The following is a 23,642-nucleotide window of genomic DNA, read 5'->3' on the forward strand; positions in this document are numbered from 1 at the left end:
TCCTCCGACTGCCGACTCATTCCCTCACGGTCAACCCCGAGCGCCGACTCACCGTCGCCTACGGATACCCGACCGCCGATCCGCGGGCCGGAACCCATCGGCTCATCGGCTCACCGGGGGCCGTCCATCCACCGATCTCCCGAACCCGGGGGCTCACCGCTCCTCTCGGAGCAACCACCCCTCCACCCCATCCACCAGCCGATCCCGAACCCGAGGCGGTCAGTCCCATCGGGTTCACCCGCACCCCCGGGCACCCGCACCGGCCACTGTCCTCGAGCCCCGGAACCTGAACCCACCGCTCCATCAGCCCTCCGATCACCCTGGCCCCCCAGGCCAGCCCCCGGCGAAGCCCCCAACCCGCCAGGTCAGCGGATGTCGGAGTCCGGGTGTTCGGCGTCCCAGCGGCGGCGGGACTCGGCGATGGCCTCGCGGTGCGCTGCCGACCATTCGGTCATCGCCTGGAGCAGGTGGGTGAGGCTGTGGCCCAGCTCGGTCAGCTTGTACTCCACCTGCGGCGGCACGGTCGGATACACCGTTCGGGATACCAGCCCGTCCCGCTCCAGCCGTCGCACGGTGAGCGTGAGCATGCGCTGGGAGATCCCGTCCACCGCGCGCTGCAGTTCCCTGAAACGCCGCACGCCGTGCGCCAGCTCCACCACGACCAGCACCGACCACTTGTCGCCGATCCTGTCGAGCACCTCCCTGATCCCGCAGTCGTCGGCGCAGGAGACGATCGGCTCCCCTGGAGTGGTTACCCCGGTGTGCGTGGCTGACATGAATGTGCCTCCTTATGGGCGACGGCCGTCCTCACCATAGTGGTTACCCAAGAGAACCACCTGTGAGGGGATTTTTCATGATTCTGGTTACCGGCGCATCAGGAGCACTCGGCCGGCTGATCGTCAAGGGCCTGGCCGACCGGGACGACGTGGTCATCGGCAGCCGCACCCCCGAGCACGGCCGGCGACGCATCGACTTCGACGACCCTGCCACGCTCCTGGAGGGCTTCCGCGGTATCGACATCCTGCTGCTGATCTCCGCCGGATATGGCGAGGACGACGTCGTCATCGCCCGTCACGAGGCTGCCATCAGCGCCGCGGAGAAGGCCGGCGTCGGCCACATCGTCTACACGAGCCTGAGCAGGGACGGCGACCACCTGACCTACGCGCTGCCCCACCGCTGGACCGAACGCAGGCTCCAGCGCGGCACCACCGCGTGGACGATCCTGCGCAACGGCCTGTACGCCGAGTTCTTCGGCGGCCTGACCATCCCCGACGCCGACGGCACGATCACCGCCCCGCTCGGTGACGGCCGCCTGTCGGCCGTCTGCAGGGAGGACCTCGCCGACGTCGCGGTGAAGGTCACGCTCGAGGCGGCCGCGCATGCCGGCCGTACGTATGAGCTGGTGGGCGAGGAGGCGATCGGCGGCGCCGACGTGGCGGCGGCCCTGGGCGCGACCTACGAGCCCGTCACCCTCGCGGAGGCGCGGGCGGCGATCGCGGGCCTGGGGCTGGAGCCGTTCCAGGAGCCGATGATCATGAGCACGTACTCGTCGATCGCCGGGGGTTTCATGTCGGGTACGGCCGGCGACCTGCGCACCCTTCTCGGTGGCGAACCGCGCAACGCCCTGGACGTGATCGCCCCGAACCGGCCGACCCGCTCCTGACCGAGCCGCGCGATCCTGGCGCACCGACAGAGGCAGGCATGAGCCCGCGAGCATGGGGCCCGGTACGTGAGATACCGCACGTGGGACCGAAGCGCGGGCTCCCGATCGCGGAGTCCGGGGCGGGCGGGGTCCCACCCTGATGAGGATTCCTGGCGTTGAAGTCCCGGGCAGGGTGTGGGTCCCGCCCGAGGCGTTGGGCCACGCCGAGGGGGTCCCGCCGGAACGTCGAGCCCCGAGCGGGCAGGGGCCCACCCCGATGAGGATCCCGGGCATCGAAGTCCCGGGCAGGGGTGGGGCCCGCTCGGACATCAGGTCACGCCGAGATGCGGGCCCCGCAGGAGCATTGAGCCCCGGACGGACGGGGTCCCACCCCGATGAGGATTCCGAGCATCGAGCCCCAGACAGGAAGGGTGGACCCCACCCAGACGTCGGGTCACGCCGAGATGCAGGTCCCGCCGGAGTCGAGCCCCGGACGGACGGGGTCCCACCCCGATGAGGATTCCGAGCATCGAGCCCCAGACAGGAGGGTGGACCCCGCCCGGACATCAGGTCACGCCGAAATGCGGGCCCCGCGGCATTGAGCCCCGGGCGGGCGAAAGTCCCGCTCAGGCGTTGGGGCCCGGGCGGTGTGGGATCCGAGCGGTGTGGGATCCGGGCGGGGGTGGTGTCAGAGGGATGAGGGTGCGGTGATGGTGCCGTTGTCCAGGGCCAGGTGGGTGCCGGTGTGCGAGGCGCGGAGGCGGCGGTCGTGGGTGACGAGGACCACGGAGCCCGCGTACCCCGCCAGTGCCTCCTCCAGTTCCTCGACGAGCATCGGGGACAGGTGGTTGGTGGGTTCGTCGAGGAGCAGCAGGTCGGCGGGGTCGCTGACCAGGCGGGCAAGTTCGACCCGCCGACGCTGGCCGACCGACAGCTCGCCCACCTTCGTGCGCAGGTCGGCGGGACGGAACAGGCCGAGGGCCAGCAGCGCGTCGGCGTGCTCGTCGAGGGTGCCCGGTCGTCCTGCCGCGTAGGCCCTGAGCAGGCTGAAGCGTGGGTTGGCGGTGGTCTCCTCCTGACGGAGGTGGCCGATCCTGGCGGGGCGCCGTACCGAACCTGAATCCGGGGTGACCAGACCTGCCAGCACGCGCAGGAGGGTGGTCTTGCCCGCGCCGTTCGGGCCGGTGACGAGGAGCCGCTCGCCTGGCTGGATGCGCAGGGAGGGGATCCGGAGCCGCTCGCCGACACGGACGTCGATGAGCTCCGCCAGCGCCTCAACCCGCCCCTCGGCCGCGAGCGGTTCCGAGATAGACGGTTCGCCGACCGCCAGGTTGACGGCAGGTGGGTTGAGGGTCGGTGGGTTGACAGCCGGTGGGTTGACGGCCGGTGGGTTGACGGCCGGTGGGTTGACGGCCGACGGGTTGACGGAGGGCCCGGCGGCCGCCACGGGTGAGGCGGCAGTGGCCGACCCTATGGTGGGAGCCGCTCCCGCGACGGTGATCGATTCCGCGGCGGGTGCCGAGCCCGTCGCCGACACCGATCCCGAGGCAGGAACGGCTCCTGGGGCGGAAGCCGAATCCGTCGCCGCCACCGATCCTGAGGCGGAGGCCAATCCCGTGGTGGGAGCCGAACCCGTCGCCGACACCGATCCCGAGGCAGGGGCCGATCCCGGGGCGGAAGCCGAACCCGTCGCCGACACCGATCCCGAGGCAGGAACGGGCCCCATGGCGGAAACCGAATCCGACACCGTTCCTGGGGCGGAGGCCGAACCCGACGCCGATCCCAGGGCGGAGGCCGATCCCGGGGTGGGGGGTGCTGTGGTGGTGGTGGGTGGGGTGGTGGCGAAGCGGAGCGGTTCGGGCGGCGGGGGGACGGGGTTGGCGCGCAGCCACTCCATCCGCTGCAGTGACTGCCGGATCCGGCCGGCCGCTCCATGCGTGCGGGATCGGGCTCGCCACTGGCCGGTCCCCATCCCCGCCTTCACCATTTTGCGGGGGATGGCGGCCATCCGGCCGGCGTTCGCCTCCACCAGCCCGGCGTGCCGGGCCAGCTCCTCCTTCCACTCCTCGTGCGCCAGCGCCCACGCCGCCCGTTCGGCCGCCTTGGCCGCGAGGTAGCCGGCGTACCCGTTGCCGTACCTGCGCACCTGGTTCAGGTCGACCTCCAGGATCGTCGAGGTGATCCGGTCGAGGAACACCCTGTCGTGGGTGATGGCGACGACCGTGCCCCGGTGCGCGCGCAGGTGGTCTTCGAGCCAGGCGACCGCCGAGTCGTCGAGGTCGTTGGTCGGCTCGTCGAGCAGCAGCAGTTCGGGAGAGGACGCCAGCGTCGCCGCCAGCGCGAGCCGCGACCGTTCGCCGCCCGACAGCGAGCCGAGCGTGCGCGACCGGGGCAGGGACGGCAGCCCGAGCCCGTGCAGTGCGACGTCGACTCTGGCGTCTGCGGTGTATCCGCCGCGCGCCTCGTAGCGGGCGATCAGCGCCGCGTACTCGTCGAACTGGGAGGGTGTGAGGGTGTCCTCCATCGCGCGCATCTCGGCGGCGAGTGCGCGGATGTCGGCCAGCGCCAGGTCGACCGCGTCCTGGACGGTGGCGGTCGGCGGCAGTTCGAGCGTCTGCGGCAGGTATCCGACCCCGCCGGGCGCCGACACGGTGATGCTGCCGTTGGTGGGGGTCGCGCGTCCTGCGAGCAGCTTGAGCAGCGTCGACTTGCCCGAGCCGTTGTCGCCGATGACCCCGACCTTCTCGCCGGGCTTGACGGTGAACGAGACCTGGTCGAGGACGACCCGGTCGGCGTAACGCATGGAAACGTGAGATAGGGCTAGTTGCATGAAAGAACCTGGATTCTCGGGAGGCGGGCATGACGGCGCTCAACGCGTCGCGAGAATCACAGGGAACCCATGCCGGGGACGTTAGTGGATCAAAGTCCGATATGTCCATCCATTATTCGAGTCTCGCCAGGACCGTCCTCGAGACCTGGGCGAGCGTTCGCAGCTCCTCTTCGGTGAGCAGGTCGATGAAGTGCCTGCGTACCGAGGCCACGTGCCCGGGCGCGGCCTCCTTGATCGTGCTCAGCCCCTTGGACGTGAGCACGATGGACGCGCCCCGGGCGTCGTGGGCTACCTCTTCCCTGCAGACCAGCCCGCGCTCGGACATGCGGGTGATGTGGTGGGAGAGCCTGCTCTTCGACCACCGCATGTGTACGGCCAGCTCGGTCAGCCGCATCCGGTGCCCTGAGGCCTCCGACAGGTTCGACAGCACGTCGTAGTCGGGCTCGGACAGCCCCGACTCGCGCATCAGGTCGCGCTGGATCTCCAGGTCCAGGAGCAGCCGCATCCGCCGATAGCCGATCCAGGCGGCGTACTCCGTCTCGCTCAGCCAGTTCACGCGCCCCAATCTAGGGCTCGGGCGACCGATTCCGCCGTCGCGGGTACCAGCGGAAGCCGTACGTCAGGCGTCGGGATGAGGCCGTGCGCGTGCAGCACCCCCTTGATCACGGTCGGGTTCGGCTCGGCGAACAGCAGCGCCGACATGGCGGCGAGCCGGTGTCCGAGCGCCCTGTCCCACGAGGCGGCCATGGACACGAAGGAGTGGGTGTGCAGGTGTGCGGAGGCGAGGATGCCGCCGGTGGCACCGAGCGCGAGCATGGGCGACAGGTAGGTGTCGTCTCCCGCCAGCACGGAGAAGTCCGGTGGCAGGTCGCCGAGCAGCGCGATCGCGTCCTGGTCGACGGCGCCCGTGGCGTACTTGACTCCGGCGATCATGGGATGTTCGCCGAGCCGCCGGAGGGTGGCGGCGGTCAGCGCCTGCCCTGTCCTGTAGGGGATGTGGTAGATCACCAGCGGCACCGGCGTCCGCCCGGCGAGCTGCTCGAAGTGCGCGATGACGCCGCGTTCGCCCGGCCTGACGAACGCGGGAACGGTCACGAGCGCGGCCGTGGCCCCGTCGGTGAGCTCCAGGTCGCCGACGATCAGCTGCGTGCCGTACGAGGCGGTCACGTCGCGGCAGATCCTGACCACCTCTCGCCGTTCGGCGGGCGTGAGCGTGGAAGGCTCGCCCGTCGTCCCCAGGGCGACCAGCCCCGCCGCGCCCTGGTCGAGCGCGCGGGCGGCCAGCTTCTCCAGCGCGTCGAACGCCACCTCTCCCGAGGCGGCGAAGGGCGTGATCAACGGCACGTAGATTCCGGAAAGCATGCTTCTCACCCTGACGGACACCCGACCATCAACACCAGTTCACGTTTCTGCGGTGCACCGTAAGCTCGCCTTATGCTCGATCCGAGGAAGCTCCGCCTCCTGCGCGAACTGTCGAGAAGGGGCACGATCGCCGCCGTCGCCGACGCGCTGACTTTCACGGCCTCGGCCGTCTCCCAGCAGCTCAGCGCGCTCGAACGGGAGGCGGGCCTGCCGCTGCTGGAGAGGACGGGCCGCACGGTCGTCCTCACGCCTGCGGGGCGCGTGCTCGTCGAGCACGCGGAAGCCGTACTCGAAAGTCTGGAGCGGGCCGAGGCCGCGCTGGCCGCCACGCGCACGGGCCCGACGGGACCGCTGCGGATCGGCGCGTTCCCGACGGCGGCCCGCGCCCTGCTGCCGCGCACGCTGGCGGCCCTGCGGCGCGACCACCCTGGCCTCGAGCCGATGATCTCCGAGATCGATCCCGCCGACGTCTCCGCCGCCCTGCGCGCCGGCGAGCTGGACGTCGCGCTGGTCCACGAGTACGACTTCGTGCCGCCCGTCGTCGACGAGGGCGTCGAGACCGTGCCGCTGCTCACCGAACCGATGTACCTGACCACCAGGAGGACGCTCGACGAGGCTCGTGACGACCCGTGGATCGTCAGCACGCCCGGCACGCTCTGCCACACCATGGCCGTCCGCGCCTGCCACGCCGCCGGGTTCGAACCGCGTGTCGTTCATCACATCGACGACTTCGACACCGTCCTGTTGATGGCCGCCGCGGGCCACGGCGTGGCCCTGGTCCCGCTGCTCGCGGCCGCGAACCCGCCGGTAGGGGTCACGCTGACCGCGCTGCCGATCGAGCGCCGCACATTGATCGCCTTCAGAAGGGGGTACGGCGCGCACCCCGCGCTGAGCCCGCTCACAGCCGCTCTCAGGGAATCCACAGCGGCGGCGACCCAGGCTGGAGGGCATGGATGAGTTGCTCAACACCCCCGCGATCGCCCACGGCCTGCGCAAGGTGGAGACCAGGATCCGACGGCTCGCCGGCTCCTCCGCCCTTCCTGGCATCAACGCGGGCGCCGACCGGATCATCACCGCGGGCGGCAAGCGCCTGCGTCCCGCGCTGACCCTCGCCACGTCGCTGGCGTTCGGCAGGACGCCCGACCGGCGGGTGATCACCGCGGCGGCGTGCGTGGAGCTGATCCACGCAGGCTCACTCGTCCACGACGACCTCATGGACCACGCGATGCAGCGCAGGGGCGCCCGCACGCTCAACGCCGAGCTGGGCGAGGGCAAGGCGCTGGTGATCGGCGACTTCATGCTCGCCAGAGCCGGTCTCGCCGCGATCACCGCGGTGTCCCGCCCGGTCGCCGAGGTGCTGGCCGCGACAGTGGTGGAGCTGGCCGAGGGCCAGTTCATGGAGACGGCCGACCAGTTCGACAGGGGGCGGACCGTCGAGAGCGCGCTGCGCTCGATCACCGGCAAGACCGCCGCGCTGTTTCGCGCCTCCTGCCTGGTCGCGGCCATCTGCGCGCGCGCCTCCGCCGAGGACAGGGCCCGGATGGCGCTGTACGGCGAGCGGTTCGGCCTGATCTTCCAGATCCTCGACGACCTGCTCGACCTCACCGCGCCCGCCGAGCGGCTGGGCAAACCCGCGGGCAACGATCTCCGCCAGGGCGTCTACACGCTTCCCGTGCTGTGGGCCGCCGCCAAGGACCCCTCGGTGCTGCACGACGACGTGGACGCCACCCTCGCGGCGCTCAGGGAGACCACGATGGTGCGCGACACGCTCGAGCACTGCCGCGGTCTGGCCTCCGACGCGCTGTCCGCGCTCCCCGTCGTCCACGACAGGGACATGGCCGCGATCTTGTACGCCCTGCCCACCGCCTACATCGACCACGTGGAGCGCCAAACTTTGACCAGAGCAAGTTGAGATTTGTTGGTACAAAACTCAGAGCGCCGCTCATACTGGGGGTAGCTGGCATTCCAGGAGCACGCTCATGCGGAAACCCCCGACGCAGCTCGAAGCGACGCAGTTCCTCCAACTGGCCGCTGTTGACTTCAGCGGCATCTACGCGGTCCACCTGGCCGCCAAGGACGAGCGGCTGAAGATGACGCGGCTCGCGATGAGCCTGCTCTCCGCGCCCTTCGCCGCCGCGATCGCGCTGACCAGCACCAAGGTGGTCAATCCGGCCAGTCTGACCAGGTGGGACACCGTGCCGTGGTACCTCTACGCCCTGGTGGCCGCCTTCGGCCTGCTGAGCGTGCTGCCGTTCCTGCGCCTCATCGAGGCCGTCAACGCGCACGCCAGGACCGCCAGGGCGCTCAACAACTTCAGGCTGCTCTACGTCAGCCGCCTGAAAGACGAGTTCGACTGGTCGCCCAACCTGCCCGTCGACCCGCGATATCCGGAGACCTACGCGCCGCTGGCGTGGCCGGGCATCAACGTCATGATGCTCGCCCTGGTGAACTCCGCCTACCTGACGGTCGGCGTCACCGGGCTGAGCAAGGCCGAGCCCAACCTGCCGCTGCTGCTGCTCAGCATCCTGCTGGTGGCGCTCGTGCACTACTCGGTCTACTACGTGCGCTGCAATGTGACCAGGCGGCGGCGCCTTCCCCACAATCCGTACAACTTCCCGAACGTGGAGACCTGATGGCACAGCCCACGAGGTGGGCGTCTTGTGGGGAGGCGTGGATATGGCTCATGCGGCACGTGCAGGCGTCCGGCGCGCCCGCGGACGACGACCGCGGCCCGGTGATCGAGGGCGAGGCGGCCCTGTTCGAGATCACCGACGTGCGGTGGGACGACGACCCGATACTCCTGCGGTACGGCGACGCCGCCAAGCACGCCCTCTACACGCGTAAGTTCACCGAGGCCGACATCATCCCGCCCTTCAAGTACAGCTACGGGCAGCGCCTGACGCCGCAGCTCGAGTGGGCGACCACGCTGCTGCGGGCCAAGCCGTACAGCAAGAGCGCGTGGGTGTCGCTGACCAGGCCGGGCGAGCCGTACGACGCGGTGCCGTGCCTGGCCGCGGTGGCGGTCAGGATCAGGGAGGGCGCGCTGATGATGACGGCCTCCTTCCGCTCGCAGAACGCCTATACCTGCTACCTGAACTACGTGCCGCTCAGGGACGTCCAGGCCGGGATCGCGCGGGATCTCGGCCTGGACTGCGGCCCGCTGCGGGTGTTCGTGGACGTGCCGCACCTCTACCTGGCCGACCTCACACAGGTCGAGCGGATCGCACGGCACTGAGCGGCGTCGCGACGAGGTTGGCGAAGATCAGCGGTCCCGCGATGCCACCGGCCGCGGTGCCGACGGCGAAGAAGAACGCGATGGCCATGGCCCTGGTCTCCATCGGGAAGATCTCGCTCACCGTCAGGTAGGCCGACGACGCGCCGGCCGAGGCGACGAACAGCACCGCGCACCGGCAGGCGGTCAGCGTGACCGCGGTCAGCGCCCCTGCGCGAACAGCCACGCGGTGACGAACAGCAGCCCGCCGGAGCCGATGCAGGTGGCCGAGATCATCGGCACCCTGCCCACGGTGTCGAACAGCGGGCCGAGCAGCAGCGGGCCGAAGAAGTTGCCGAGAGCGATCACCGCGAAGTAGTAGCCGGTGTGGGTGTCACGATGCCTGTTTCGACGTGGCTCGTACCCGTCCCTGCCCCGACAACTGTTCTGCAAGCTCGGGTGGCTAGCGTGCTCTGGGTGAAGGCGCGCATCGTGGACATAGCGACGTATCTCCCCGGCCTGATACGGACCAGTGGTGACGTCGAGGAGCGGATCGAGGGGTTCAGGGCACCCAAAGGGCTCATCGAACGTCTGACGGGCATCAGGCGCAGGCATGTGGCGGCCGACGGCCAGCAGGCCTCCGACCTGGCGGTCGAGGCTGCCAGGCAGCTCGACCACGACGTGGATCTGCTCATCTTCGCCTCGGCGTCGCAGGACATGGTCGAGCCGGCGACCGCGCACATCGTGGCGGCCAAGCTGGGCCTGTCGTGCCCCGTCTTCGACGTGAAGAACGCCTGCAACAGCCTGCTCAACGGGATCCAGGTCGCCGAGGCGCTGATCCTGTCCGGCGCCCACCGCAGGGTGCTGGTGTGCACCGGCGAGACACCGAGCAGGGCGATCAGGTGGCAGGTGAAGGACCGCGAGCAGTTCGTCGACTCCTTCGCCGGCTACACCCTGTCCGACGCGGGGGCCGCGGTGCTGCTCGCGGCCGACCCGCGGCGCGGCATCTTCTACCGCGACTTCTCCGCCGACAGCACCGCCTGGGACATCGGCACGCTGCCCGGGGGCGGCTCCGCTCACCCGCGCGACCACGAGTACTCCTACTTCAGGGGCGACGGCCGCCGCCTGAAGGAGGCGTTCGAGAAGGCAGGGCCCGACATCTTCGTCACCGCGCTGAAGCGGACGGGCCTGTCCTGGGACGACTTCGCCATCGTGGCCGTGCACCAGGTGGCGCTGCCGTACCTGCGCTTCCTGGCCGACACGCTGGGCATCCCCGAGGACAGGCTGGTCGTCAGCCTGCCCGAGCACGGCAACTGCGCGTCGGCGACGCTGCCGCTGCAACTCCAGCTCGGCGGCTGGGCGCCGGGTGACAGGGTGGCGTTGCTCGGCCTCGGCGGAGGCATCAGCATGGGCGTGATGCTGGCGGAGATGTGATGAGGCTCTGGGTCGTCGTGCCCGCCTACAACGAGGCGGCGAGTATCGGGGCGACGCTGCGCGCCCTGCGGGAGCAGCGCGACCGCGACTTCACGGTGCTGGTCGTGGACAACGCCAGCACCGACGGCACCGCCGAGGTGGCCCGCGCGTTCGGCGCCGAGGTCGTGCACGAGGCCCGCAAGGGCACGGGCGCCGCCTCCGACACCGGCATGCGCCACGCGATCGCCAACGGCGCCACCCACCTGGCCAGGACCGACGCCGACTGCCTTCCGCGCGCCGACTGGACCGCGAACATCCGCCGCGCCTTCGACGACGGCCTGGAACTCGTCGGCGGCAAGCTCAGGGCGCGCACCGACGAGTTCCCGCTGAAGCTCTGGGAGCGCCGTCTCATCCCCGCCGTGGTCGAGACCGCCGCCTTCTTCGGCAAGGTACGGCCGAGCAACCGCTCCCCCGACTACCGCGGGCCGTACGTCATGATGCCCGGCGCCACCATCGCGATCACCGCGGACCTCTACGAGCGCTCCGGCGGCTTCCCCCGCACGGCGATCGAGGAGCAGCACGAGGACCGCGAGCTGGTCAACCGCGTACGCAGGCTCACCGGCGCGTACGGCTCCCGCCGCGACGTCGTGGTGTTCGGCTCGGTCCGCCGCCTGCGCGCCTACGGCCTGATCCGCACCCTCGCCTGGTACATCGACCACCACTACAAGCCAGAGACGATCGACATCAGATGAGCCACGAGACCAGGCTCTACCTGGCCGCGCACCCCTTCGCCTATCCCCTGGTCCGCCTGCTGGCGCGCATGGGTCCTGTGGTGCGCGTCCCCGGGCTGGGCGTGGTGGTCAACGACGCCGCCACGGCCCGCCGCGTGCTCATGGACCCGCGTTTCCGCAAGGACGGCCCCGGCTCGCCGGGCGAGCTGTGGACGCCGGTGCTCGGCCCTTCGGTGCTGCTCAACATGGAGGGCGCCGCGCACGCGGCGTTGCGCGCCAAGCTGGCCCCGCTCTTCACCCCTTCCCAGGTCTCGGCGCTGGTCGCCGACGTGCTCGACCGGCCGTTGAGGGAGCTCTCCGCCCGGCTGGACGGCGGCGAGCGCGTGGACCTGGTCGACGCGATGCGGCTGATGGCGGGCTCGGTGATCTGCCGGGTGATCGGACTCGGCGAGGTGCCCGCCGAGCGGGCACGGGCACTGTTCGCCGAAGGGGAGCGCGTGGCGGCCATGGTGTCGCTGCGGACGCGCCGGCTGTCGGCCCGCCAGGTGGTGGCCGCCCGCGAGGTCCTCGACCGGATCGGCGACATCGCCTCCGCCGCCTACCTCGCCGAGGACCCCTCCACGGTCATGGGCAGGATGCGCTCGCTCGGGCTCTCGGAGGCCGAGGCCAGGGGCGCGGCGGGGGCGTTCTTCCTCACCGGCACGGAGACCGTGGCCACGTTCGTCCCGCGCCTCGTCGCGCTGCTGCACGACCACGGGCACCTCGGCAGGGACCGTCCCGTCGCCGGCGGCGACCTCGACCGCGCCATCGAGGAGGCCATGCGGGTGACCACCCCCACCCCCGTGATGCTGCGCTCGGTCGCCGAGCCCGCCACGGTCGGCAGGGTCGCGGTACGGCCGGGCGACCGCGTGCTCGTCGCCACCCACAACTGCGCCCGCGCCCACGGCCCCTTCGACCCTTCCCGCCCGCATCCGCCCGAGCTGCGCAGGCTGTGGTTCGGCGCCGGGCCGCACTTCTGCATCGGCTACCCCCTCGCGCTGGCCGAGATCCGCGCCGTCGCCGCCACCCTGCTCCAGCACGACCTGCGGGTCGTCGGCAGGAGGGCGGCCCGCGGCGTGCTGATCCCGACCTACGCCCACCTCTGGGTCAGGAAGGCATGATCGACATCATCTCCGGCGTGCTCGCCACCGCGGGCGGCGCCCCGGACAGGACCGCCCTGATCGCGCCCGACGGGACCCCCGTCTCCTACGGTGAGCTCAAGGCGCGCCTGCTCACGATCGCGCACGCCCTGCGCGGCGACGACGACTTCGGCGTCCTGTTCGCCGTCCGGCCAGGTCCCGACGCCGTCGCGCTGGCGCTCGGCGCGGTCGCGGCAGGAGGGACGCTGGTGCTGGCCGACCCCGGGCTCGCGCCCGAGGTGTTCGCCGGGCGGATGACGCTCGCCCGGCCCAGGTGGGTGATCGCAGAGTCGGCGCTCTACCTGCTCAGCGGCCCGTTGAAGCGGGTGGCCAGGCGCCGGGGGCTGCTCCTGCCGAACCTGCGCGAGCCGTTTCCCGGAGCGCGCCACCTCTACACGGGACCGTGGCTGCCGGGCGTCCCGCCGGGGGCGCTGCGGGCCGGGCGGCTGCCTGCCGTACAGGCGGCGCCGGTCACGCGGGACCACGCGGCCGTCGTCGCCTTCACCTCGGGGACGACCGAGCAGCCCAAGGGGGTCGTCCACACCAGGCGGTCGCTGGCCGAGGGTCTGCGCATGTTCGTCGAAGCGGTGCCGATGGAGCCGGGCGACGTGGTCCACACCGACCAGTTCATCCTGGGGCTTCCTGCGCTCATCGCCGGTGCCACCTGGTCGATGCCGGGACGCGGTGACCAGGCCGAGGAGCTGGCCCGGCGCGGTGCCACCCACGCCTTCTCCGTTCCTGTGAAGCTGCACGGGCTGCTGGAGCGCACCCCCCGGCTGCCGGGCGGCCTGCGCTGTCTCCTGCTCGGGGCCGCTCCCGCGCCGCCTGCCGTCCTCAGAAGGGCGAGGGAGGCGGCGCCCAAGGCGGACATCCTGTCGGTGTACGCGCTGACCGAGGCGTTGCCGATCGCGATCGCCTCCGCCGAGGACAAGCTCGCCGCCACGGGCGGCGACCTGCTCGGCGCCCCGCTGCCGGGCGTGCGCGTCCGCGTCGCGGACGACGGCGAGTTGTTCGTCGGCGGGCCGCATCTCGCCCGCGGCTACCTCGGCGACGCGCCGCTCACCGAACTGGCCACCGGCGACCTCGTCAGGCTCGACGCCGAGGGCAGGCTGGTGCTGCTCGGCAGGAAGAAGGACATGATCCTGAGGGACGGCGTGAACATCTATCCCGGCGTCTACGAACCCGCCATCGCCGCGCTGCCCGGCGTCGGCGAGGCGGCCGTCGTCGGCCTGCCCGACCCTGACACGGGCGACGAGGAGGTCGTCCTCGCCCTGACCACGACGGCAGGCTACGACGAGAGGCTGCTGCGGAAGGCGCTGCCCGATCTCATGGACGCGTCCGCGTTCCCCGACCGGATCGTCACGCTCGCCGCGCTACCCCGCAAGGGCCGCAGCGACAAGCTCGACAGGGACGCGATCAGGCGGCTGGTCGGCTCATGAGGGTCGCGGTCACCGGCGCGTCGGGCTTCGTGGGCGGCGCCGTGTGCAGGGCCGCCGCCGCGCGGGGATGGGAGGTGCTGGCGTACGGTCGGCGCCCGCACGCCGACCTGGGCGCCCTGCCGTACACCTCGTGGGACCTGGTCCACGGCGAGCCGCCGGCCGAGCGGGTCGACGCGGTGATCCACTGCGCGGGCAGCGTCACCGACTGGGGCCCGCCGCGGGAGATCTGGCGGGCCAACGTCACCGGCACCCACAACGCCATGGCCGCCTTCCCCGGCGCCAGGTTCGTCCACGTCAGCACGGCCAGCGTCTACGACCCCTTCCGTCCGACCGTCATGGCGACCGAGGACGAGGCCCCCGTCAGGCGCTACGTCAACGCCTACGGCGCGTCCAAGGCCGCCGCGGAGAACGCCGTCATGGGCGCGGCCGTCGTCCTGCGCCCGCACGCGATCTACGGCAAGGGCGACACCACGCTGCTGCCCCGCCTGCTCCGCTCGATCAGGGCGGGCAGGCTGCTCGCCGTCGGCAGCGGCGCGACCAGGCTCAGCCTCACCTCGGTGGACAACCTCGCGCAGGCCTGCCTGCTCGGCGTCACGGCCCCGCCCGGTGCCTACAACGTGACCGACAGCCATCCCGTCACGCTGGACGCCGCGCTGCGTGAGCTCCTGCGCGAGCGCCGCCTCGCCGTACGGCCGCTCTACATCGGCGAGAGCGCCGCCATGCGGATGGCCGCGCTCGCCGAGATCATCTCCGCCTTCACCCGCCGCCCGCCTCGGCTGACCAGGTACGCCGTGGGCCACCTCGCCGTCGAACGCACGCTCGACATCACGAAGGCGGGTGAGCTGCTGGGCTACGTTCCCGCGCCCACCTCGTTCGCCGGAGCGGCCCTTTGGTGAAAGCTTGGACCGACGCGGTCCTCAGCATCGCCTATTCAACCGCAAACCGTTACTAACCTGTGATGGATCTGCTGATAACGAGGTTGGGGCGGGATGACTGGCAAAGGTCGCGAATTCGGCCCGGGCTTGGCCGTGTGTCTGACGATCGGCTCGGCACTGCTGTGGGGAGTGGCCCACGTGGCCACCGGACGGTACCGCACCGGCTTCGGCCTCATGACGGTCTACCTGGTGCTCGTCGGGCTGATCGTCACGATGGCCACCGCCTTCAGAGGCGCGCTGCTGTCGCTCGCCGTCCAGCCCTCGTGGCTCGAGGCGCTCACCGTCTCCATCGCGACGGTCGCCCTCATCTGGTCCATCGTGATCCTCTGGTCCTTCTGGCTCGTACGGCCCAGCGGCGCCGGCCACAACCTGAACCTCGCCGTCGCCGGCGCCCTCTGCGTCCTGGTCATCGCGCCGAGCGCCTACGCCGCCCGCGTCGCCTACCTCTCCCACGACGTCGTGACCAGCGTGTTCTCCGCCACGAGCACCACACCCGTGATCGCCCAGGACCCGTGGAAAGGCGCGAGCCGCGTCAACATCCTGCTCGCCGGAGCCGACGCCGCCCCCAACAGGGTCGGCGTCCGCACCGACAGCGTGACCGTCGCCAGCATCGACACCGCCACCGGCGCGACCACGCTCTTCGGCCTGCCGCGCAACCTGCAGCGGATCATGCTGCCCGAAGGGCCGGCCCGCGACCGCTTCCCCTACGGCTTCACCGGCGAGCCGCCCGCGACGCCCGGCCTCCTCAACGAGATCTACCAGTACGCCGAGGACTATCCCGAGATGGTGCCGGGCGTGAAGGCAGGCGAGCGCGGCGCCACCCTGCTCAAGCAGACGATCAGTGACATCCTCGGCATCCGCGTCAGCTACTACGCCATGGTCGACATGGCGGGCTTCGCCGAGATCATCGACGCCATGGGCGGCGTCAGGATCACCATCAAGGAGCCGATCACCTACGGCAGGTACGGCGAGGGCCTCCTGCCCGCCGGCACGCGCAAGCTGTCCGGCGAGGACGCTTTGTGGTTCGGGCGTTCCCGCACCAACAGCGACGACTACGTGCGCATGAGCCGCCAGAAGTGCCTGCTCAACGCCGTCGCCCAGCAGGCCGACCCGGTGACGCTGCTGAACAGCTTCGAGAACCTCGCCACCGCCACCAAGCGCGCCATCTCCACCGACATCCCCGCCGACCTGCTGCCCGCGCTGGTCGACCTCGGGCAGAAGGTGAAGGGCACCCACATCAAGAGCCTGCAGTTCGTGCCGCCGCTGATCAACACGGCCTATCCCGACTGGCACCTGATCAAGAGGAAGGTATCGGAAGCGCTCGAGGCCAAGCCCGCCGTCACCAGGCGCACGGCCAGCCGTCCGCTGACGACCCCCTCCCCTTCGCCCTCGGACAACGCGATCTCCCTGGACGAGGTCTGCTAGCACCCTGTGCCTTCGGACGATCCCATGGCCGCCACGCGGGCCTCCCCACGGTGAGGCCGAGTCGGCGACAAGGGCGACGTCGAGCGGAGTGAAGGGCGGTCGCGTGCCCGCGCGCTGCGGCGGGCGGCGGGCTCGCGACCTCGGAGACGCCGCGAGAGCGGCATGCTCCGCCACACCTCACACGCTGCGCGTGCGGATGCCGGTCCGCGCGGCTTACAGATCATGCTGACAGACGGTCTTGTAATTCCGACTTGACGAGAAGGAAATAAGGGGATTTCATGTACACATAGCCGACTGATTAAGTAGGAAATAGGGAGTTGCGATGAAGAGGCTCGCCGCCGCCGTCGCCGTACTGGCCATGACCTCGCTCGCGGCCGCCTGTGGGTCCTCCTCGCCGAGCGCTCCCGCGGCCGCGGCCAAGGAGGTGCGCCTCGGCTACTTCCCGAACATCACGCACTCCACCGCCCTCTACGGCATCGAGAAGGGCATCTACGCCAAGTCGCTGGGCGTCCCGCTGAAGACCAGCACGTTCAACGCGGGACCCGCCGCCATCGAGGCCGTCTTCTCCGGCGCCATCGACGCGACCTACATCGGCCCGAACCCGGCCATCAACGCCTGGGAGAAGTCCAAGGGCAAGGCCATCAACATCGTCGCCGGCGCGGCCTCGGGCGGCGTCTACCTCGTCGTCAAGCCCGAGATCAACTCGGTCGAGGACCTCAAGGGCAAGAAGATCGCCACCCCGCAGCTCGGCAACACGCAGGACGTCGCCCTGCGCTACTGGCTGCAGGAGAAGGGCCTCAAGACCGACACCAAGGGCGGCGGCGACGTCAGCATCGTGCCGCAGGAGAACTCGCAGACCCTGCAGACGTTCGCCACGGGCGACATCGACGGCGCGTGGGTGCCCGAGCCGTTCGCCAGCAGGCTCGTCATCGAGAGCAAGGGCAAGATCCTTCAGGACGAGCGCGAGCTCTGGCCGAACAAGCAGTTCGTGATCACCCACCTGATCGTCAGGCAGGAGTGGGCCAAGGCCAACCCCGACCTGCTCAAGAAGCTGATCGAGGCGCACGCCCAGTCGACGGAGGAGATCAACGCCGACCCTGACGCCGCGGCTCAGGTGGTCAACGCCTCGGTCGAGAAGCTGACGGGCAAGCCGCTCAAGCCCGAGGTGCTGGCCAGCGCGTTCAAGAACATCACGTTCACGAACGACCCGATCGCGGCGTCGCTGACGGGCAGCGCCGACCACGCCGTCAAGGTCGGCCTGCTCAAGCCGGTGGACCTCAACGGCATCTACGACCTGAAGATCCTCAACGAGGTCCTCGCAGCCAAGGGCCAGCAGTCGATCAAGGACAAGTGACATGACCGTCCAGGTGGACCGCCAGGAATCGGTCCGGCTCGAAGGGGTCTCCAAGCTCTACGGCGACCTGCTGGCGCTCGACAAGGTCTCGCTCAGCGTGGCACCGGGCGAGTTCGTCTGCCTCCTCGGCGCCTCGGGATGCGGGAAGAGCACGCTGCTGTCGCTGGTGGCGGGGCTCGACCAGCCCTCCGGCGGAGCGATCTCCACGGCCGGGCGCAGGGTCGCGATGATGTTCCAGGAGCCTGCGCTGTTCCCCTGGCTCACCGTCCGCGCCAACGTCGAGATGGCCATGCGCGCGCTGCCCAGGCGGGAACGGCGCGCGAAGGCCGAGGAGTTCCTCGAGATGGTCCACCTGGGCGGCTTCGGCCCCAAGCGGCCGCACCAGCTGTCGGGCGGCATGCGTCAGCGTGTGGCGCTGGCCCGCTCACTGGCCCAGGACGCCGACGTCCTGCTCATGGACGAGCCGTTCGGCGCGCTCGACGCCATGACCCGCGACCTGCTCCACGACGAGCTGGAGCGGATCTGGCGGGAGCGGAAGCTGTCGGTCCTGTTCGTCACCCACAACGTCCGCGAAGCCGTACGGCTCGGCGACCGGGTCGTGCTGCTGAGCAGCAGGCCCGGCAAGGTCGTCGAGGAGTTCCCCGTGGAGCTGGCGCGGCCGCGCCGTACGGACTCCGCCGAGGTGGCGACGCTGGCGGCGCGCATCACCGACCAGCTCAAGCGTGAGGTCGCCCGCCACGGGGACGTCGCGCACAAGACCGCTGCCGCACAGGAGGTGCGCTCGTGAGCACCGACACCCACGCCGCGCAGATCGCCGGCCTCGACGCCCTCGAGATCGCCGAGAAGCGGCGCGGCGCGCTGGCCGGCCGCCTCTGGGCCCGCGTCTGGCCGATCACGCTGGCCGTCGGCATCGTGCTGGCCATCTGGCAGGGCGTGGTCTGGGCGGGATTCTGGGAGCCGTGGGTCTTCGCCGGCCCTTCCGAGGTATTCCCCGTCCTGTTCGAACGGCTGGGCACCGGCGAGTTCTGGCAGGCCGTCGGCGTGACGATGCGCCGCGCGGTGACCGGCTTCGCCGCCGCCATGCTGATCGGCCTGATCGTCGGCGCGCTCGTCTCCAGGGTCAAGGTGCTGAGGGCCGCCTTCGGCTCGCTGATCACCGGCCTGCAGACCATGCCCTCGATCGCCTGGTTCCCGCTGGCGATCCTGCTGTTCAAGCTGAGTGAGAGCGCCATCACCTTCGTGGTGATCCTCGGTGCGGCGCCGTCCATCGCCAACGGTCTGATCACCGGTGTCGACTACACGCCGCCGCTGCTGCTGCGGGCGGGGCACGTGCTCGGTTTCCGCAGGATCCAGCTGTACTGGCACGTGATCCTGCCCGCCTCGCTCCCCTCGTTCCTCGCGGGACTCAAGCAGGGGTGGGCCTTCGCATGGCGGTCGCTGATGGCGGGCGAGATCGTGGTCATCATCGCCAACCAGCCCTCGCTCGGCGAGCAGCTCCACTACGCCCGCGAGCTGGCCGACTCGGCGGGCCTGCTCGCCACCATGATCGTGGTCCTGATGATCGGCATCGTCATCGACCTGCTCTTCGAGGCCGGTGACAACGCCCTTCGCCGCCGCTGGGGCCTCCGTGCGGATCTCCGCTAGGACGCAGTACGCGCTGCGGGCGGTCACCGAGCTGGCCGCGGCGCCGGAGGGCCCGGTGTCGGCCGAGCGGATCGCGGCGGCGCAGGGCATTCCCCGCAGGTTCCTGGACAACATCCTGCTGCAGCTGCGCAGGGCCGGGCTGATCCGCAGCCAGCGCGGCCCCGACGGCGGCTACTGGCTGGCCCGCGACGCGTCGGCGATCACGCTCGCCGACGTGATCGCGGTCGTGGAGGGCTGGCCCTCGCCCGACGAGTACCCGGGGGTGGCCCAGCCGCTGGCCGACGTGTGGGCCACCATCCGCAGGCACGAGGAGAGGTTGCTCACCGAGATCACCTTCGCCCAGATCGTGTCGGCTTAGCCGCGGCTCTCCAGGGTTTCGGCGAAATCCCGCTCTCCGGCGTCCCGCTGTGTCATGCTGAATCGGAAACGGTTTTCATACTCAGATGGGGTCGTCAGCGTGAGAGTGGCGTTCGTTGGCAAGGGCGGCAGCGGCAAGACCACCGTGTCCGCACTGTTCTCGAGATTCGTGGCGAGTCAGGGCGACCCTGTGGTGGCCGTCGACGCCGACATCAACCAGCACCTGGCGCTGGTCCTCGGCCTGGAGGAGACGCCCGAGCCGCTCGGCGCGCGCCTCACCGAGATCAAGGAGCTCCTGCGCGGCTCCAACCCCCTCATCCCCTCCGCCGCGGCGATGGTCAAGACCACCCCGCCGGGGCGCGGCTCGCGGATCCTGCGCTTCGACGACCTGCCGTACACGATGCGGACGCCCGAAGGGCCGCGGCTCATGGTCACGGGGCCCTTCAGCGAGGACGACCTCGGCGTCGCCTGCTACCACTCCAAGGTCGGCGCGGTCGAGCTGCTGCTCAACCACCTGGTCGACCGCCACGGCGAGTACGTCGTGGTGGACATGACGGCGGGCGCCGACTCCTTCGCCTCGGGCCTGTTCACCAGGTTCGACATGACGTTCCTGGTGGCCGAGCCGACCCGGCAGGGCGTGAGCGTCTACAAGCAGTACAAGGACTACGCCGCCGACTACGACGTATCCGTCGCGGTGGTGGGCAACAAGGTCCACGGCCCCGGTGACGTGGAGTTCCTGCGCGAGCACGTCGGCGACGACCTGCTGACCTGGCTGGAGCACTCCGCCGCGGTCCGCGCCATGGAGCAGGGCCGCCCCTTCGCCCTCGACGACCTGGAACCGGCCAACGCCGAGGCCCTGTCGGTGCTGGTCAAGCACGCCGACGCGCAGGAGAAGGACTGGGCGAGGTTCGGCCGTCAGGCGGTGGAGTTCCACCTGCGCAACGCCCGTGCGTGGGCCAACGAGCGCACCGGGCTCGACCTCGCCGATCAGATCGACACCGGCTTCGTGTACGGCCCCGCGTCACTCGACTGTCGCCTTCAGGCCATCTAGAGCACGTCCACGACCCCACCTAGCGTCAAGTAGTTCCCTTGGAGAGGAGACAGCATGTCGCTGACCGTTCCGAATGATCTTCTCGAGCGGGCCAGACAGGGAGAGATCGACGACGCGGCGTTCGTCGCCTGCGTCCGCGACTCCCTGCCCTACGCCTGGTCGATGATCAGCGAGCTGGTCAAGCAGCGTGAGCACTCAGGAGCCGAGTTCGCCGACAACCAGACCCCGCCGCCCGACGAGGAGGCCCGCGGACAGCTCCTGCGCTGCCTGGCGAGCGACTCGATGCGCGGCGCCCTCGAGCGTCACTTCGGGGTGCGGCTGGCCTTCCAGAACTGCCACAGGGTCGCGGTGTTCGACCCGGCCGCGACCGACGCGCTGCGCGACTTCGTGACCCCGCGGGCGCAGATCCTCAACCAGAAGCCCGAGCTCGTCGACTGCTGAGCCTGGGCAGCACTTCGGCGCCGAGGCGCCTGATGTTCTCGAGGGTGCGGGAGCTTTCGCCCGCGCCCTCGACCATCAGGATCAGGTGCTCGATCCCCGTCGCCGCCCGCGTGCGCTCGATGGTCGCCACACAGTGGTCGGCGTCGCCCACCGGGTGCGTGCCGGTCAGGAAGTCCACGTAGCGCCCGATGTCGCGCGAGGGGCGAGCCCGCCCGTCCACGGGCACGTAGCCCGCCAGACCCGGCTCCAGCCAGCGCGGCATGGCCTTCGTGAGCGTCTGGACGGCCTCGCCTGTCGTGTCGGCCACCTGGCCGACCGCGGCCGCCACGTGCCGCGCCCTCGGGCCTCCCGCCGCCTCGTAGGCCGCGACGGCAGCCGCCTTCTCCTCGTCTCCGACGTGCATCCCCAGCAGCATCGGCAGGCCCCTGTCCGCCGCCAGGCGCGTGGTCTCCGCCGAGGTGCAGGCGACGACGGGCGTCATCCGCGCCGGCGGCACCATCGCCACCTCGCGGAAGGAGAAGAACTCTCCCTCGGCGCCGATCCTGTCGCGCGACAGCGCCGAGCACAGCACGTCGAGCGACTCGGCGAACCCTCTCTCGAACCGGGGCAGGCCCGTCCCGAACACCTCCAGGTCCACCCACGGCCCTCCCCTGCCCACCCCCAGCGTGAAGCGCCCGCCCGACAGGTGGTGGAGCATCGCCGCCTCCTCGGCAAGCGCCACGGGGTGGCGCGTGGACAGCACGCTCACCGCGGTGCCGACGCCGATCCGCCTGGTCCTGCCCAGTGCCATCGCCGCGAACGCGACGGCGGAGGGGCACACGCCGTACGACATGAAATGGTGCTCGGCGATCCACACGTCGTCGAAGCCCGCCTCCTCCGCGGCCTCGACGGCCTGAAGCGCCTCGCCCAGCACCCGGGCGGGCTCTTGCCCCTCGAAGGCCGCCGCGATGAGGAACACACCCATCCGCATCCCCCGATTGTGGGCCGATGGGGCTCAGCCGAACAGGGAGATCTGTCCCTCGCCTGCCGCCGCGTCCCTGTGCTTCTTGAGGTGCCGCCATCGTGGCAGGTCGTCCAGATAGGACCAGGACAGGCGGTGGTGCGGGGTGGGGCCGAGCTCGGCCAGCGCCGCCTGGTGGACGGGTGAGGGATAGCCCGCGTTCTCCGCGAAGCCGTACTCGTCGCAGCCGAGGGTGGCCATGTGGGCGTCGCGCCTGACCTTGGCCAGCACGGACGCGGCCGCCACCGAGATGCTCGCCTGGTCGCCCTTGACCTCCAGGCGGACGGGCCATGGCGAGCCGATGTAGTCGTGGGAGCCGTCGAGGATCACCACGTCGGGCCGCCGCGGAAGGGCGTCGAGGGCCTGCCGTGCCGCCCTGCGCAGCGCCTCCGTCATGCCGAGCGCGTCGATCTCCTCGTGGGAGGCCTCGCCGTAGGCGATCCCCTTCGCCCACCGCTCCAGCTCGGGCACGAGCGCGGTCCTGCGGGCGGCGGACAGCTGTTTGGAGTCGGTCAGCCCGCCGGGCGGCTCGGACAGGTCGGTGACGACCGCGCACACCAGGACGGGGCCGGCCCACGCGCCGCGGCCGACCTCGTCGATGCCCGCGACGATCTTTCCGCGCGCGCCCGCGAGCAGGGTCTCGATCTCGTACGTCGGAGCCACGGCACCGAAGGCTACCGGTGCGCCAGCCTGACGGGTTCCAGATCCGCCGCGAGATAGCGGGAGGCGACGTGGATCGCCCGCAGCGTCACCGACACCGAGGGCCGGTGGACGCTGGAGCCCCTGGCGACGGCGAGCACGTCCCTGCCCACGGGAGAGCCGGGGAACTCGCGCACCGCGATGCCCCGAACCCCCGCGGCCAGCGCGAGCGCCGGCACGGCGGCGATGCCGATGCCCTTGGCCACGAGGGAGAGGATCGTGCCGAGGCCCTCGAACTCCCACGGCGTGCGCCGCGCGCCCCCGACGTCGGCGAAGAGCCGGTCCACCGCCAGGCGGGACGGCTCGCCGTCCGGCGTGGCCATCCACGGCTCGTCGCGCAGCTCCCGCAGGTCGATCGGCACGTCGGTGTCGGCCAGGCGGTGCTTGCGCGGCACGACGAGCACCAGCGGGTCCTGGAGCAGGGGGAAGACACGCAGGGACTCGCTGTCGCGCGCTCTGCCGTACCAGTCGTCGATGAGCGCGATGTCGACCTCGCCGGACTGCACCTCGCGCATGCCCCGGCCCGAGCGCGACTGCCCGAGCCTGATGGTCAGCCCGGTGTGGCGCCGCAGCGTCCGCGCCAGCACGGGCGCGAAGGCGACCGCGGCCGTGGGGAAGGCCGTGAGCACCACGCGGCCCGCCGGCGTGCCCGCCTGGGCGGACAGGTCGGACTCCGCCTCCTCGACCATCGTCAGGATGCGCTCGGCGTGCGCCACCAGCCGGCGGCCCGCGTCGGTCAGCTCGGCGCTGCGCGCGGTGCGGTCGAGGAGCGCGGTGCCCGCCTCACGTTCCAGCGCGGCCAGTTGCTGCGACACCGCCGAAGGGCTGTAACCGAGCGACTCGGCCGTCGCGGCGATGCTGCCCCTGCGCGCGAACTCGCAGATCAAAGTAAGACGTCGCAAATCGAGCATCGGACTTCCTTACGCCTAC

At 70.9% G+C, this 23,642-nt stretch carries 26 protein-coding genes; 17 read left to right on the forward strand and 9 right to left on the reverse strand.

Annotated features, from left to right (window positions below):
• Positions 1 to 365: 365 nt before the first annotated feature.
• Positions 366 to 776, reverse strand: coding sequence for a winged helix-turn-helix transcriptional regulator (locus AC3EO4_RS08090; protein WP_379572953.1), 411 nt, complete (start codon positions 774 to 776; stop codon positions 366 to 368).
• A gap of 77 nt (positions 777 to 853) precedes the next feature.
• On the opposite strand from AC3EO4_RS08090, the gene AC3EO4_RS08095 reads away from it, so the two are divergent.
• Positions 854 to 1,663 carry an NAD(P)H-binding protein gene (locus AC3EO4_RS08095; RefSeq protein WP_431894579.1) on the forward strand — a complete coding sequence of 270 codons (810 nt, stop codon included), beginning with the start codon at positions 854 to 856 and terminating at the stop codon, positions 1,661 to 1,663.
• Positions 1,664 to 2,330: 667 nt separating this feature from the next.
• Here AC3EO4_RS08095 and AC3EO4_RS08100 read toward each other — a convergent pair.
• The 3 genes from AC3EO4_RS08100 to AC3EO4_RS08110 form a co-directional block, all read right to left on the reverse strand.
• Positions 2,331 to 4,472 carry an ABC-F family ATP-binding cassette domain-containing protein gene (locus AC3EO4_RS08100; RefSeq protein ID WP_431894581.1) on the reverse strand — a complete coding sequence of 714 codons (2,142 nt, stop codon included), beginning with the start codon at positions 4,470 to 4,472 and terminating at the stop codon, positions 2,331 to 2,333.
• 112 nt (positions 4,473 to 4,584) lie between these two features.
• Entirely contained in the window at positions 4,585 to 5,028 is a 444-nt protein-coding gene (locus AC3EO4_RS08105) for a MarR family winged helix-turn-helix transcriptional regulator (protein ID WP_379572950.1), read from the reverse strand.
• Positions 5,025 to 5,834, reverse strand: coding sequence for a dihydrodipicolinate synthase family protein (locus AC3EO4_RS08110; RefSeq protein WP_431894583.1), 810 nt, complete (start codon positions 5,832 to 5,834; stop codon positions 5,025 to 5,027). The genes AC3EO4_RS08105 and AC3EO4_RS08110 overlap by 4 nt, the downstream gene beginning before the upstream one ends.
• Positions 5,835 to 5,906: 72 nt before the next feature.
• On the opposite strand from AC3EO4_RS08110, the gene AC3EO4_RS08115 reads away from it, so the two are divergent.
• The 4 genes from AC3EO4_RS08115 (at position 5,907) to AC3EO4_RS08130 (ending at position 9,069) form a co-directional block, all read left to right on the forward strand.
• Positions 5,907 to 6,791, forward strand: a complete 885-nt coding sequence (locus AC3EO4_RS08115) for a LysR family transcriptional regulator (RefSeq protein ID WP_379572948.1) — start codon at positions 5,907 to 5,909, stop codon at positions 6,789 to 6,791.
• On the forward strand, positions 6,784 to 7,746 hold the full coding sequence (locus AC3EO4_RS08120) for a polyprenyl synthetase family protein (protein ID WP_431894586.1): 963 nt from the start codon (positions 6,784 to 6,786) through the stop codon (positions 7,744 to 7,746). Before AC3EO4_RS08115 ends, AC3EO4_RS08120 begins: the two co-directional genes overlap by 8 nt.
• A gap of 67 nt (positions 7,747 to 7,813) precedes the next feature.
• Positions 7,814 to 8,467, forward strand: a complete 654-nt coding sequence (locus AC3EO4_RS08125) for a hypothetical protein (protein ID WP_379572946.1) — start codon at positions 7,814 to 7,816, stop codon at positions 8,465 to 8,467.
• 50 nt (positions 8,468 to 8,517) lie between these two features.
• Positions 8,518 to 9,069 carry a thymidylate synthase family protein gene (locus AC3EO4_RS08130; protein WP_379572945.1) on the forward strand — a complete coding sequence of 184 codons (552 nt, stop codon included), beginning with the start codon at positions 8,518 to 8,520 and terminating at the stop codon, positions 9,067 to 9,069.
• Here the strand turns inward: AC3EO4_RS08130 and AC3EO4_RS08135 are convergent.
• Both AC3EO4_RS08135 and AC3EO4_RS08140 read right to left on the reverse strand, forming a co-directional pair.
• On the reverse strand, positions 9,038 to 9,292 hold the full coding sequence (locus AC3EO4_RS08135) for an MFS transporter (protein WP_379572944.1): 255 nt from the start codon (positions 9,290 to 9,292) through the stop codon (positions 9,038 to 9,040). The two genes, AC3EO4_RS08130 and AC3EO4_RS08135, sit on opposite strands and share 32 nt — an antisense overlap.
• Positions 9,268 to 9,498, reverse strand: coding sequence for a hypothetical protein (locus tag AC3EO4_RS08140; RefSeq protein WP_431894588.1), 231 nt, complete (start codon positions 9,496 to 9,498; stop codon positions 9,268 to 9,270). The genes AC3EO4_RS08135 and AC3EO4_RS08140 overlap by 25 nt, the downstream gene beginning before the upstream one ends.
• A 24-nt stretch (positions 9,499 to 9,522) precedes the next feature.
• Here AC3EO4_RS08140 and AC3EO4_RS08145 point away from each other — a divergent pair, with 24 nt between their 5' ends.
• The 12 genes from AC3EO4_RS08145 (at position 9,523) to AC3EO4_RS08200 (ending at position 21,013) form a co-directional block, all read left to right on the forward strand.
• Complete coding sequence (locus AC3EO4_RS08145; RefSeq protein WP_379572942.1) at positions 9,523 to 10,479, forward strand: 3-oxoacyl-ACP synthase III family protein; 957 nt, start codon at positions 9,523 to 9,525, stop codon at positions 10,477 to 10,479.
• Positions 10,479 to 11,210: a glycosyltransferase gene (locus AC3EO4_RS08150; protein WP_379572941.1), complete on the forward strand. Its 732-nt coding sequence runs from the start codon at positions 10,479 to 10,481 to the stop codon at positions 11,208 to 11,210. Before AC3EO4_RS08145 ends, AC3EO4_RS08150 begins: the two co-directional genes overlap by 1 nt.
• Positions 11,207 to 12,349 carry a cytochrome P450 gene (locus tag AC3EO4_RS08155; protein WP_379572940.1) on the forward strand — a complete coding sequence of 381 codons (1,143 nt, stop codon included), beginning with the start codon at positions 11,207 to 11,209 and terminating at the stop codon, positions 12,347 to 12,349. The genes AC3EO4_RS08150 and AC3EO4_RS08155 overlap by 4 nt, the downstream gene beginning before the upstream one ends.
• Positions 12,346 to 13,806, forward strand: coding sequence for a class I adenylate-forming enzyme family protein (locus AC3EO4_RS08160; RefSeq protein WP_379572939.1), 1,461 nt, complete (start codon positions 12,346 to 12,348; stop codon positions 13,804 to 13,806). Before AC3EO4_RS08155 ends, AC3EO4_RS08160 begins: the two co-directional genes overlap by 4 nt.
• Positions 13,803 to 14,702 carry an NAD-dependent epimerase/dehydratase family protein gene (locus tag AC3EO4_RS08165; protein ID WP_431894591.1) on the forward strand — a complete coding sequence of 300 codons (900 nt, stop codon included), beginning with the start codon at positions 13,803 to 13,805 and terminating at the stop codon, positions 14,700 to 14,702. Before AC3EO4_RS08160 ends, AC3EO4_RS08165 begins: the two co-directional genes overlap by 4 nt.
• A gap of 177 nt (positions 14,703 to 14,879) precedes the next feature.
• Positions 14,880 to 16,166 (forward strand): LCP family protein, encoded by a 1,287-nt coding sequence (locus tag AC3EO4_RS08170; RefSeq protein ID WP_379572937.1) that lies wholly within the window; start codon positions 14,880 to 14,882, stop codon positions 16,164 to 16,166.
• 322 nt (positions 16,167 to 16,488) lie between these two features.
• The gene (locus AC3EO4_RS08175) at positions 16,489 to 17,520 is read left to right on the forward strand and encodes an ABC transporter substrate-binding protein (RefSeq protein WP_431894593.1); all 1,032 of its coding nucleotides are present in this window, start codon (positions 16,489 to 16,491) and stop codon (positions 17,518 to 17,520) included.
• A 1-nt stretch (position 17,521) separates the two neighbouring features.
• A complete protein-coding gene (locus tag AC3EO4_RS08180) occupies positions 17,522 to 18,307 on the forward strand; it encodes an ABC transporter ATP-binding protein (protein ID WP_379572935.1) in 786 nt (261 codons plus the stop codon).
• On the forward strand, positions 18,304 to 19,164 hold the full coding sequence (locus tag AC3EO4_RS08185; RefSeq protein WP_431894595.1) for an ABC transporter permease: 861 nt from the start codon (positions 18,304 to 18,306) through the stop codon (positions 19,162 to 19,164). Before AC3EO4_RS08180 ends, AC3EO4_RS08185 begins: the two co-directional genes overlap by 4 nt.
• Entirely contained in the window at positions 19,148 to 19,522 is a 375-nt protein-coding gene (locus AC3EO4_RS08190; protein WP_379572933.1) for an RrF2 family transcriptional regulator, read from the forward strand. The genes AC3EO4_RS08185 and AC3EO4_RS08190 overlap by 17 nt, the downstream gene beginning before the upstream one ends.
• A gap of 99 nt (positions 19,523 to 19,621) precedes the next feature.
• Entirely contained in the window at positions 19,622 to 20,572 is a 951-nt protein-coding gene (locus AC3EO4_RS08195; protein ID WP_431894597.1) for an ATP-binding protein, read from the forward strand.
• Between the two features lie 54 nt (positions 20,573 to 20,626).
• Positions 20,627 to 21,013 carry an SCO5389 family protein gene (locus AC3EO4_RS08200; protein WP_379572931.1) on the forward strand — a complete coding sequence of 129 codons (387 nt, stop codon included), beginning with the start codon at positions 20,627 to 20,629 and terminating at the stop codon, positions 21,011 to 21,013.
• On the opposite strand, the gene AC3EO4_RS08205 is transcribed toward AC3EO4_RS08200, so the two are convergent.
• Genes AC3EO4_RS08205 through AC3EO4_RS08215 form a run of 3 tightly spaced genes read right to left on the reverse strand, consistent with a single transcriptional unit; the run spans position 20,982 to position 23,623 of the window.
• Entirely contained in the window at positions 20,982 to 21,983 is a 1,002-nt protein-coding gene (locus AC3EO4_RS08205) for an LLM class flavin-dependent oxidoreductase (RefSeq protein ID WP_379572930.1), read from the reverse strand. The genes AC3EO4_RS08200 and AC3EO4_RS08205 overlap by 32 nt on opposite strands.
• 24 nt (positions 21,984 to 22,007) lie before the next feature.
• Positions 22,008 to 22,676 carry a ribonuclease HII gene (gene rnhB, locus AC3EO4_RS08210; RefSeq protein ID WP_431894600.1) on the reverse strand — a complete coding sequence of 223 codons (669 nt, stop codon included), beginning with the start codon at positions 22,674 to 22,676 and terminating at the stop codon, positions 22,008 to 22,010.
• Between the two features lie 11 nt (positions 22,677 to 22,687).
• Entirely contained in the window at positions 22,688 to 23,623 is a 936-nt protein-coding gene (locus AC3EO4_RS08215) for a LysR family transcriptional regulator (protein ID WP_379572928.1), read from the reverse strand.
• Positions 23,624 to 23,642 lie beyond the last annotated feature (19 nt).

Source organism: Nonomuraea sp. bgisy101, assembly GCF_057708945.1.

Coding starts and splice junctions, on each gene's coding strand:
- AC3EO4_RS08090 (WP_379572953.1), bottom strand. CDS start 776: ATGTCAGCCACGCACACCGGGGTAACCACTCCAGGGGAGCCGATCGTC.
- AC3EO4_RS08095 (WP_431894579.1), top strand. CDS start 854: ATGATTCTGGTTACCGGCGCATCAGGAGCACTCGGCCGGCTGATCGTC.
- AC3EO4_RS08100 (WP_431894581.1), bottom strand. CDS start 4,472: ATGCAACTAGCCCTATCTCACGTTTCCATGCGTTACGCCGACCGGGTC.
- AC3EO4_RS08110 (WP_431894583.1), bottom strand. CDS start 5,834: ATGCTTTCCGGAATCTACGTGCCGTTGATCACGCCCTTCGCCGCCTCG.
- AC3EO4_RS08115 (WP_379572948.1), top strand. CDS start 5,907: ATGCTCGATCCGAGGAAGCTCCGCCTCCTGCGCGAACTGTCGAGAAGG.
- AC3EO4_RS08120 (WP_431894586.1), top strand. CDS start 6,784: ATGGATGAGTTGCTCAACACCCCCGCGATCGCCCACGGCCTGCGCAAG.
- AC3EO4_RS08125 (WP_379572946.1), top strand. CDS start 7,814: ATGCGGAAACCCCCGACGCAGCTCGAAGCGACGCAGTTCCTCCAACTG.
- AC3EO4_RS08130 (WP_379572945.1), top strand. CDS start 8,518: ATGCGGCACGTGCAGGCGTCCGGCGCGCCCGCGGACGACGACCGCGGC.
- AC3EO4_RS08150 (WP_379572941.1), top strand. CDS start 10,479: ATGAGGCTCTGGGTCGTCGTGCCCGCCTACAACGAGGCGGCGAGTATC.
- AC3EO4_RS08155 (WP_379572940.1), top strand. CDS start 11,207: ATGAGCCACGAGACCAGGCTCTACCTGGCCGCGCACCCCTTCGCCTAT.
- AC3EO4_RS08160 (WP_379572939.1), top strand. CDS start 12,346: ATGATCGACATCATCTCCGGCGTGCTCGCCACCGCGGGCGGCGCCCCG.
- AC3EO4_RS08165 (WP_431894591.1), top strand. CDS start 13,803: ATGAGGGTCGCGGTCACCGGCGCGTCGGGCTTCGTGGGCGGCGCCGTG.
- AC3EO4_RS08175 (WP_431894593.1), top strand. CDS start 16,489: ATGAAGAGGCTCGCCGCCGCCGTCGCCGTACTGGCCATGACCTCGCTC.
- AC3EO4_RS08180 (WP_379572935.1), top strand. CDS start 17,522: ATGACCGTCCAGGTGGACCGCCAGGAATCGGTCCGGCTCGAAGGGGTC.
- AC3EO4_RS08200 (WP_379572931.1), top strand. CDS start 20,627: ATGTCGCTGACCGTTCCGAATGATCTTCTCGAGCGGGCCAGACAGGGA.
- AC3EO4_RS08205 (WP_379572930.1), bottom strand. CDS start 21,983: ATGCGGATGGGTGTGTTCCTCATCGCGGCGGCCTTCGAGGGGCAAGAG.
- AC3EO4_RS08215 (WP_379572928.1), bottom strand. CDS start 23,623: ATGCTCGATTTGCGACGTCTTACTTTGATCTGCGAGTTCGCGCGCAGG.